This window comes from Nocardia neocaledoniensis (assembly GCF_029868625.1).
In the GTDB taxonomy this organism is placed as follows: Bacteria; Actinomycetota; Actinomycetes; order Mycobacteriales; family Mycobacteriaceae; genus Nocardia; species Nocardia neocaledoniensis_A.
Window position 1 is genome coordinate 1 of the sequence record NZ_JARWOJ010000411.1, and the last position, 9,331, is coordinate 9,331.

At 70.0% G+C, this 9,331-nt stretch carries 4 protein-coding genes; 1 reads left to right on the forward strand and 3 read right to left on the reverse strand.

Annotated features, from left to right (window positions below; genetic code table 11):
- Positions 1–295 precede the first annotated feature (295 nt).
- The 3 genes from eccCa to eccD are packed head-to-tail and all read right to left on the reverse strand — an operon-like array spanning position 296 to position 7,235.
- Entirely contained in the window at positions 296–4,357 is a 4,062-nt protein-coding gene (eccCa, locus tag QH270_RS32410) for a type VII secretion protein EccCa (protein WP_280348408.1), read from the reverse strand.
- An 11-nt stretch (positions 4,358–4,368) separates the two neighbouring features.
- Positions 4,369–5,778 carry a type VII secretion-associated serine protease mycosin gene (gene mycP / locus QH270_RS32415; protein ID WP_280348410.1) on the reverse strand — a complete coding sequence of 470 codons (1,410 nt, stop codon included), beginning with the start codon at positions 5,776–5,778 and terminating at the stop codon, positions 4,369–4,371.
- Positions 5,775–7,235: a type VII secretion integral membrane protein EccD gene (gene eccD, locus QH270_RS32420; RefSeq protein ID WP_280348412.1), complete on the reverse strand. Its 1,461-nt coding sequence runs from the start codon at positions 7,233–7,235 to the stop codon at positions 5,775–5,777. The genes mycP and eccD overlap by 4 nt, the downstream gene beginning before the upstream one ends.
- A 157-nt stretch (positions 7,236–7,392) precedes the next feature.
- Here eccD and eccA point away from each other — a divergent pair, with 157 nt between their 5' ends.
- The gene (eccA, locus tag QH270_RS32425) at positions 7,393–9,234 is read left to right on the forward strand and encodes a type VII secretion AAA-ATPase EccA (protein ID WP_280348414.1); all 1,842 of its coding nucleotides are present in this window, start codon (positions 7,393–7,395) and stop codon (positions 9,232–9,234) included.
- Positions 9,235–9,331: the final 97 nt, after the last annotated feature.

The following is a 9,331-nucleotide window of genomic DNA, read 5'->3' on the forward strand; positions in this document are numbered from 1 at the left end:
GGGCGCGCGCGGCGCGGCGCGGGGCCGCGACCTGGGTGGCGAGCTGGGAGTTGCCGCCGTGGGCGAAGAAGTCGTCGTCCTGCCCGAGCGGGGTGTCGGCGCCGACATCGAGCACCTGGGCGAAGGTCCCCGCGACGATCACAACAGGAATCACTGTTCTCATCTTGCCTCGCTCGTCCGGCGCGGCGGCACGGCCCCCTCGCGTCGTCAGCGGAACCGTCCCCGCACACCGCGGCCGGGGGGGGCCCCCCCTGGGGCCACCGGGCGCCCAGCCGCTCCTGGGCAGGCTGCCCGGCTAGAGCGGGGGCAGGTCGGCGATGTGGACGAGTTCGACGCCCTGGCTGCGCGAGACCAGGGTGCCGCGGCCGGGCGGCATCTTGCTCGGGCGCACGTCGCCGATCAGCTTGCCCTCGTCGCGCGAACCGCTCATGATCAGCGTCTGCACCGACAGGTTCTTCATCGCGCCCAGCACCGGGTCGTACAGCGCGCGGGACGCGCCGCCGATGCGCCGGGTGACCACCAGGTGCAGGCCGATGTCTCGCGCCTGCGGCAGGTACTCGAGCAGCGGGGCGAACGGGTTGCCCGAACCGGTGACCACCATGTCGTAGTCGTCGACGACGACATAGATCTCCGGGCCCGACCACCAGCTGCGCTCCCGCAGCTGCTGCTGGGTGATGTCGGAGCCGGGGATCCGCTTGGCCAGATAGGCAGCGACCTCCTGGATCATCGGCCCGCACGTCTGCGACGAGGTGGAGTATCCGGCCAGCTGATCGCCTTCGAGCACACCGAGCATGGTGCGCCGGTAGTCGATCAGGATGACGCGCGCCTCGGAGGCGTCGGACTGCTCGGCGATGCTCATCACGATGTTGCGCAGCAGCGTGGTCTTGCCGCATTCCACGTCGGCGAAGGCCATGAAGTGCGGCTCGACACCGAAATCGAGGATCAGCGGCTGCAATTCGGACTCGCCGAGGCCGACGGCGACCTTGGTGCGGTCGAGCGTGACGCCCTGTTCCTTGGCCGCGGCCACCACCTGATCGCGCGGGAAGCTCAGCGGGAGCATGCGCACCTCCGGCGCCCGCCTGCCCGGGTAGAGCGCGATGAGTTCTTCGCGCGCCCTGGTGACGCCGTCGGCGATGGTCGACGGGTCGGAGTCGGAATCCAAGCGCGGCAAAGCGATCAGCATGTGCAGCTGGTCGGGCGTGAGACCGCGACCGGGCCTGCCCACCGGAACCTGGTGCGCGGTGCGGCGGTTCATCTCCGAGTCGCCGGGATCACCGAGGCGCAGTTCGAGCCTGGTGCCGATCTGGTCCTTGACGACCGGGCGGATCTCGGCCCAGCGGGAGGCGCCGATCATGAGGTGCACGCCGAACGAGAGACCCTGGGTGGCAATGGCGTTGATGAACGGCTCGAGCATGTCGAACTCCTCGCGGATGGCGCCCCAGCCATCGATCACGAGGAACACGTCGCCGAACTGGTCGGCGGCCAGCGGGTCGCCGGGCGCGGCGGTGGTGCCGTTGATCTGCCTGGCCTCGAGCGCCGAGAACTTGCGCCTGCGGAACTCGGCCATCGATTCGATGCCGAGTTCGGCGAAGCGTTCCTCGCGCTGGCGCATCAGGGTGGTGAGTTCGGCGATGGTGCGCCGCACCCGGTCACCGTCGAGACGGCCGGCGACCGAACCGACATGCGGGATCCCGACCAGACCGGCCATGGAGCCACCACCGAAGTCGAGGCAGTAGAACTGCACCTGTTCGGGACTGTGCGTGGCGGCCGCGGCCAGGATGATCGTGCGCAGCGTGGTCGACTTGCCCGACTGCGGACCACCGACCACGGCCACATTGCCCTGCGCGCCGGCGAGGTTGATGGTGAGCACGTCGCGGCGCTGCTCGTAGGGCTTGTCGATGACGCCGATCGGCATCCACAGCTGACCGTGCCGGTTCACCGGCGAACGCCAGTCCGGGTCGGGCAGCAGCATGTCGGCGGTCGGCGATTCCTCCAGCGGCGGCAGCCACACCTCGTGGGCGGGACGGCCGTGCCCGGTCAGGCGCTTGACGACCACGTCGAGCAGCGAGTCCGGAATGCCCTCCTCGCCGGTCGGCCCGCTGGGCGGTGGCGGCGGCAGCTCCGGTCGACCGCGCAGAATCGGGTCCTCGGTCTGCTCGGGCTCCACCTCGGCGACCTCGACCGGCGCCGCGGTGAACACCACGGGCCGCTGCCCGCCCACCGGCGCGCCGTCGTCGTCGACGACCGTGCCGACCGGCGCGACGTACGGACCGGAGACGTAGCTGGCGTTGAACCGGAGCGGTTCGGACGCATCGCTTTTCAGGTAACCCGCGCCGGGCACGCTGGGCAGGTGGTAGGCGTCGGTGATGCCGAGCACGGCGCGAGACTCGTTGGCCGAGAAGGTGCGCAGACCGATCCGGTAGGACAGGTGTGATTCCAGGCCGCGCAGCTTGTTCTCCTCGAGGCGCTGCGAGGCCAGCAGCAGGTGCACGTGCAGCGAGCGGCCGAGGCGGCCGATCATCACGAACAGTTCCGCGAAATCCGGCTTCTGCGAGAGCAGTTCGGAGAACTCGTCGACGACGACGAACAGCGCGGGCAGCGGATCGAGCGGAACGCCCGCGGCCCTCGCCTTCTCGTAGTCGTTGACGTTGGCGTAGTTGCCCGCCGAGCGCAGCAGTTCCTGGCGGCGGTTCATCTCACCGGCGAGTGCGTCCTTCATGCGGTCGACGAGGGAGAGCTCGTCCTCGAGGTTGGTGATGACGGCGGCGACGTGCGGCAGCGAGTCGAGGCCGAGGAAGGTCGCGCCACCCTTGAAGTCGACGAGCACCAGGTTCAGCGCGTCCGGCGAGTGGGTGGTGACCAGCGAAAGCACCAGGGTGCGCAGGAATTCCGACTTGCCGGAACCGGTGGCGCCGATGCACAGGCCGTGCGGGCCCATGCCGTTCTCGGCCGACTCCTTGATGTCGATCTCGACCGGCGTGCCGTCCGGGGTGATGCCGATCGGCACCCGCAGCCGCTCACGCGCGGTCCGCGGACGCCAGACCCTGGCCGGGTCGATCTGGGCGGCGTCGGGGATGCGCAGCAGCGCCATCAGGCCGGGGTCGCTCGTGGTGCCCTCACCGAGGCTGACGATCTGCGCGGCGGTGGCGAGCCGGTAGCGGGCCAGGCCGCGGGCGAAGGCCTCGGCCTCGGCCACGCTGACCTCGTCGGCGGTGGCGAAGCGTTCCACCCCGGCGGCGCTGCGCGCGGAGACCGCGCCGTCGGCGACCACCAGTTGCAGGCCGCGCCGTGCCGCGAGGCCGTTCTCCGGGGCGGTGAGGTCGAGCACGGTCACCGAGTCGAGGCCGGATTCGCTGATGATGCGTTCGTTGCCGCTGATGTAGCCGTCGTCGATCACCACGACGATGTGCAGCCTGCCCTGGGTGGGCTGCGGGTTGCGCATGAACCGGCCGCGTTCCATCAGCTCGGCCTGCAGCGCCGACTCGAGCTCACCGAGCGAGGTGTACATCATCCGCGCCGAGCCGAGTCCGTCGCGCACCGACGGATGCTGCACGTGCGGAAGCCATTTCGCCCAGGCCCAGTTGGTGTCGGGATCGGCGCAGACGATGGCGACGACGAGGTTGTCGGGGCCGTGGAAGGTGGTGAGCTCCATCAGCATGGCCCGCACCAGCTCGCGGCCCTCGTCGAGGTCGCCGCCGATGTTGATGGCGGGGAACGCGCGCAGCGAGACAGCCGTCGGCAACTCGTGCACCACCGAATGCGTGCGAACGAAGCGGCGCAGCGCCACGGTCGAGACCGGTTCCAGGTCCTCGAGCGGGCCGGTCTCGGGTCGCGCCAGCTTGGTGGCCAGGCGGTGGCTGCCGACGCCGACGCGCACATGCCCGAAGTCCGGGTCGTTGGGACGGCGTTCCCACATCCGCCTGCTGCCGATGAGCGAGGGCAGGTCGGCGGGCTCGGGATGGCTCCAGCCCAGCGTCTCGAGCTGTTTGGTGCCGGTGGTGCGCACGTCCTTGCGCACCTGGTCGAGGTAGCGGAAGTAGTCCTTGCGTTCCTCGTTGAGCTCCACGGCGCGCTTGGGGCCGCCACCGCGCATGCCCGCCATCATGCCGACCATCGACATGAGCATCATCATCGGGAACATCATCATCATCGGATTGGCCAGCAGATTGCGGCCCATCGAGACCATCATCGCGATCATGCCGACCACCGCGACCACCATGATGACGGGCATCAGCTTCATCATCAGCGGCGACGGGATGGCGCGCTGGATCTCCGGCGGCGGGGTGAGCGCGACTTCACCGCCCGGTGCGCGCGGCGGCGCGATCCGGGGGCGACGGACGAAACCTTCGGTTGCCATCGATCCCTCTACTACTCGAATTCCTGGTTCAGATCGGCGCTGCGCCTGCGGAACGGAAATCCGAACGCGGCGCCGATTCCCAAGGCGGCCAACAGGGTCAGCGATCCGGCGATCGCGACCTGGCGCGGTCGCGGATCCGGTTCCGGCGCCTGGTACGGCGCGGCGATCGGATGGCCGACATCAGCGCCCTTGACCGGCGGTTCACTCGGCAAGGGCGCGGTGAGCGCGGCCAGCGGGTCGATGAGGCCGGCGCCGATGGCGTCGTCGCGGCCACGGCCCGGCGCGTGCGCGGTGCGGGTGATCCGGTCGATCACCTGCTGCGCGGACAGTTCCGGATACCGCGCGCGGATCAGCGCGGCCAGCCCGGCGACATACGGTGCGGCGAAACTGGTTCCGTCGACCGGCTGCACACCGTCCATCGTCTGCACGCCGTCGACCAGGCCGGTGCCGCCGGGCTTGCTGTCCAGCGAGACGATGTTGCGGCCGATCGCGGCGGCACCGACCCACGGGCCGCGCAGCGACAGTGCCGAGGGTTTGCCGTCGGCGTCGACCGAGCCGACCGAGAGCACGTACGGGGTGAACCAGGCGGGCGACGGGACCGTGGTCACCGAACTCCAGCCGCTGCCCTCGTTCTGGTTCTGGCACGGGCCGCCCTGCTCGACATTGCCCGCGGCCGCCACGACCACCACATTGCGGTCGTAGGCGTACTTCACGGCCGCGCCGAGCGCGCCGTCGGCGGTGTTCGAACCGGCGGCGGTGCAGGCGACTTCGGAGATGTTGATCACCGTCGCGCCCATGTCGACCGCGCGCACGACAGCACCGGCGAGGGTCAGCACGCTGCCGTAGCCGTCGCTGCGCAGCGCGCCGTCCTCCTTGACCGAACCCTGCCGGTCCTTGCGGTCGTAGGCGAGGCTGAGCTGACGGATGGCGAGGATCTCCGCGTCGGGCGCCACGCCGACGAACGCGTCGTCGGGTGACGGGCGGGCGGCGATGATGCCCGCCACCAGGGTGCCGTGCCCGTCGCAGTCGACGGTGCCGTCGGAATCGCTGACGTAGTCGCCACCGGCCTGCAGGGCTGGCAGGCGCGGATGCCGGTTGACGCCGGTATCGATCACCGCCACCTTCTGCCCGGCGCCGCGGCTGAACTGCCAGGCCGAGGGCAGATCGAGGACCTGTTGCGAGATCGGCGGCTCGCTGGGCGGACTGCCGCGCAGCACCGGTTCGGCGCACAGCTCGCGCTGTTCGGTCGCCTCGAGCGGTGCCGGCCTACCGCTGAGCGCGAGCGCGGCACCCAGTGCGCCCTCGTCGATGCGCGGCGGCGAGATGGCTCCGGCGGGCGCCGGGAACCCGGCGCCCGCGCCGAGCACGGTCGCCGCGCAGGTCAGCCGGAGCAGCGCCCGGCGCAGGGGTGCGCGGGTCATATGTTGCGGGCGGTCGAGTACACATCCATGACCCACAGCGCGAGCGGGACCATCGTGATGATCAGCAGGTACTCGAAGATCTCGATCATCCGCCTTGTCACCGGCGTCACCTCGACGTGCGGACCGATCACACCGAACCCGATGACGCCACCGGCGGTCAGCAAAAGCAGTGCCACCGCGACGAATTCGAGCGCGTCGTGGCCGAGGCCGAGGCCGGTGAGCAGCGCGAGCACGGTGAGCGCGCCGGCGGCGATCAGTGTGGCGGCCTGCACCAGGTCGGCGTAGGAACGTCCGCGCAGACACAGCACGATCGCGGTGACCGCGGCCAGGGCGACGCCACCGGAGTGGAACGGACCGAACGGGTCGGCCGCCCCCACCGCGCCGACGAGCGCGGCCAGCGCGCAGGCGACGACGAGACCGGTCTGGATCTGATTGGCGACGCGCGCCCGCTCGCCGAGCCCGGCCGCCGACGGCAGCGCGATCGCGCCCACGGCGCCGATGCCTTCGATGGTCGGGCGCTGTTCGTGGTCGGCGGGGTCGATCGCCCCGCCCGCGGTCGGCACCGGCGGAATCGGCAACCGGGCCGTCACCGCGGCGATCCGCGGCACCGACGACAGCAGGATCACCGCGGCGACGAGCACCCCGGCGAACAGCTTGGCCAGACCCGGATGCCAGATCAGATAGACCGTCCCGGCCACCGCGCCGAACACACTGAGCGTGATCGCGGCGGCGAACAGGCCCGCCCCGATCCCGGTGACGCGATACCCGATCACCGCGGTGACGAGCAGCACCACACTGCCGAGCAGCACGCTGCCCGCGCCGAGCTGACCGGGCACCACCAGCGCGCCGCCGCCGAACATCAGCAGCAGCGCGTCCAGCGAAAGCCAGTTGGCGGTAATCGGATCGGTGAACTTGCGGGCGGCGATTCCGGCCGCGGCCGACGCCGCGATACCGGTGCCGAGCAGAGCGAAGGCCGGGATCAACGGGTCGCTGTCGGCGCGGGAGACGGCCAGCAACACCAGCGCGGCGAGGATCGACACGGTCGCCAGGATCAGGCCCGTCCAGCGCGCGGCCGAGCCGGACCAGCCGCGGAACTCGCCTGCGGTGAGCCGGGATACGGCGTCGATGACGTCGTCGAACAGCGCGGGCGACTCCTTGCGGGTCACCGGGCTCAGGACCAGCAGCTCGCCGTCGTAGACCTCGGCCTCGGTGAGGGTGCGGCTCGGCGCGAGGGGGTCCTGCCCGAGCCGGGCCAGCGTCCAGTGCTGGGCGCGGACCGGGGCGGAGTCCTCGTCTTCCTCCGGCAGGCGCGGATCCCGCGATCGGATCAGCGTCACCAGATCGCCGATGAATCCGGCGATCGGGACCGTGGCGGGCAGGCCGATGTCGAGCTGCGTATCACCCCCGATCACTGAAACTCGGCATAGTTCGGGCTCATTGCCTAACAACGTCGACACCAGTGATGAACTCTCAGTCGTAGCTGACTACTTCCGTTGCGACCACACGGCAGCGTTACCTAATCTAACGGACAGGGCAAACCGGCGCGATCGAAGCGCTCCCGCCGGATTGAACACCAGCTGTCCACCAGACGAAGATTTCGGGGTCCGACACCACATGCCAGATATTCGCCAGGCTCAGCGCGCCTTCGACGCGGGCGTCCTCTCGCTCGGTCTGTCCATCGACGGTCAGGAATCCGCGCGGGACGACGAGTACGCGAAGCTGGCCTTCCAGCGCGCCACGGAATGGGATTCGTCGATGTGTGACGCGTGGCTCGGCCGCGCGGCAGCCGGCGAGGTGACCAAGGAGGTGCTGTTCAATCTGCACCGCACCAGCCTCGATTCGCTCGGTCGGGAGCAACGCAGGCTCGGGCTGGCGCCGCGCGCGATGGCCGGACGCTTCCTGCCCGGCCTCTACATCGACTACCCGCTGGCCGGGCTCACCGAGATCTGGCTGGCCTGGGCCGCGCAGCTGATCACCGACAAGGACTACGACCAGGCCGAGCAGGTGCTCGACGAACTGGCCAAGCTGCGCGCGGGCCGCGTCGACGATCCGGACAAGGCGATCGACGACCGGATCTGCGCCTACATCCGCGGCATCCTGCACTACAACACGCAGCGCTGGCCCGATGTGATGACCGTGCTCGCCGGTTCCGAGGACTGGAAGGACCCCTACCTCGCGACCGGCGCGAACGTCATGGTCGGCACGGCGTGCGCGCAGCTCGGCCTGTTCGGCGAGGCGATCCGGCGGATGGAACAGGCTGAGGCGGGCCCGATTCCATCGGCCAAGTTCACCGCGATGTACAACCGCGGCCTGTGCCTGCGCGAGGCGGGCAACGAGGCCGAGGCGCAGAAGCTGTTCGAGCAGGTCTACTCGCAGCTTCCCGATTTCACGGCCAACACGACGGCCATGCGCGATCGCACCTTCCGCATCGTGGTCACCAGCCGCGAGGTGATCGACGCGCGCACCGACAAGTGGGATCCCGCCTCGGCGCCCACGCTGGCCTCGATGAACGAGGCCGCCGCCGAGGACCGGGCCAAGACGGTGCTCGCCGAGGCACGCGCGCAGCTCGACAAGCAGGTCGGTCTCGCCTCGGTGAAGAACCAGGTGGCCAAGCTGCAGTCCTCGGCGCAGCTGGCCAAGATCCGTGCCGGCAAGGGGCTGTCGAGCCAGTCGCGCGGTCAGCACCTGGCCTTCACCGGCCCACCCGGCACCGGTAAGACCACCATCGCGCGCGTGGTCGCCAAGATCTACTGCGGTGTCGGGCTGTTGAAGACCGACAAGGTGGTCGAGGCCAAGCGCGTCGACTTCGTCAGCCAGAACCTCGGTGGCACCGCCATCAAGACCGAGAAACTGATCGACAGCGCCATGGACGGCGTGCTGTTCATCGACGAGGCGTACACGCTCATCCAGACCGGCCTCTCCGGCGGTGACGCGTTCGGCCGCGAAGCGGTGGACACCCTGCTGGCCCGCATGGAGAACGACCGCGACCGGCTCGTGGTGATCATCGCCGGTTACGACGGCGAGATCGACCGCTTGCTCGCCGCCAACGACGGTCTGGCCTCCCGCTTCGCCAAGCGCCTGCAGTTCCCGTCCTACACCGCCGAGGAACTCGGCCAGATCGGTGAGATCGTCGCCGGCAGCCGGGATTCGCAACTCTCCCCCGCGGCGCTGGAGACCCTCATCGAGACCTGCCGTCATCTCTACGACATGGAGAGCACCGATCAGAGCGGGCAGCCCCGCCGCGGTGTCGACCTGGCCGGTAACGGCCGTTTCATCCGCAACGTCATCGAGGCGGCCGAGGAGGAACGCGAGTTCCGGCTGGCCAACACCGACGGGATCGACCTGGCCGAGGTCGACGACGACGTCCTCATGCGCATCGAGGAGCCGGACATGCGGACCGCGCTCACCAGCATCGTCGCCACCCTCAACGTGGGGCAGCTGCCGAACCTGGCCTGATCACCGACGACAGCGGGGCCGGGGCGCGCGCCCGCCCCCCCCCGGGAAGTGAAAAAAAAAACCAAACCCCCCACAGCGCCGCGGGGGGGGGTGTAGT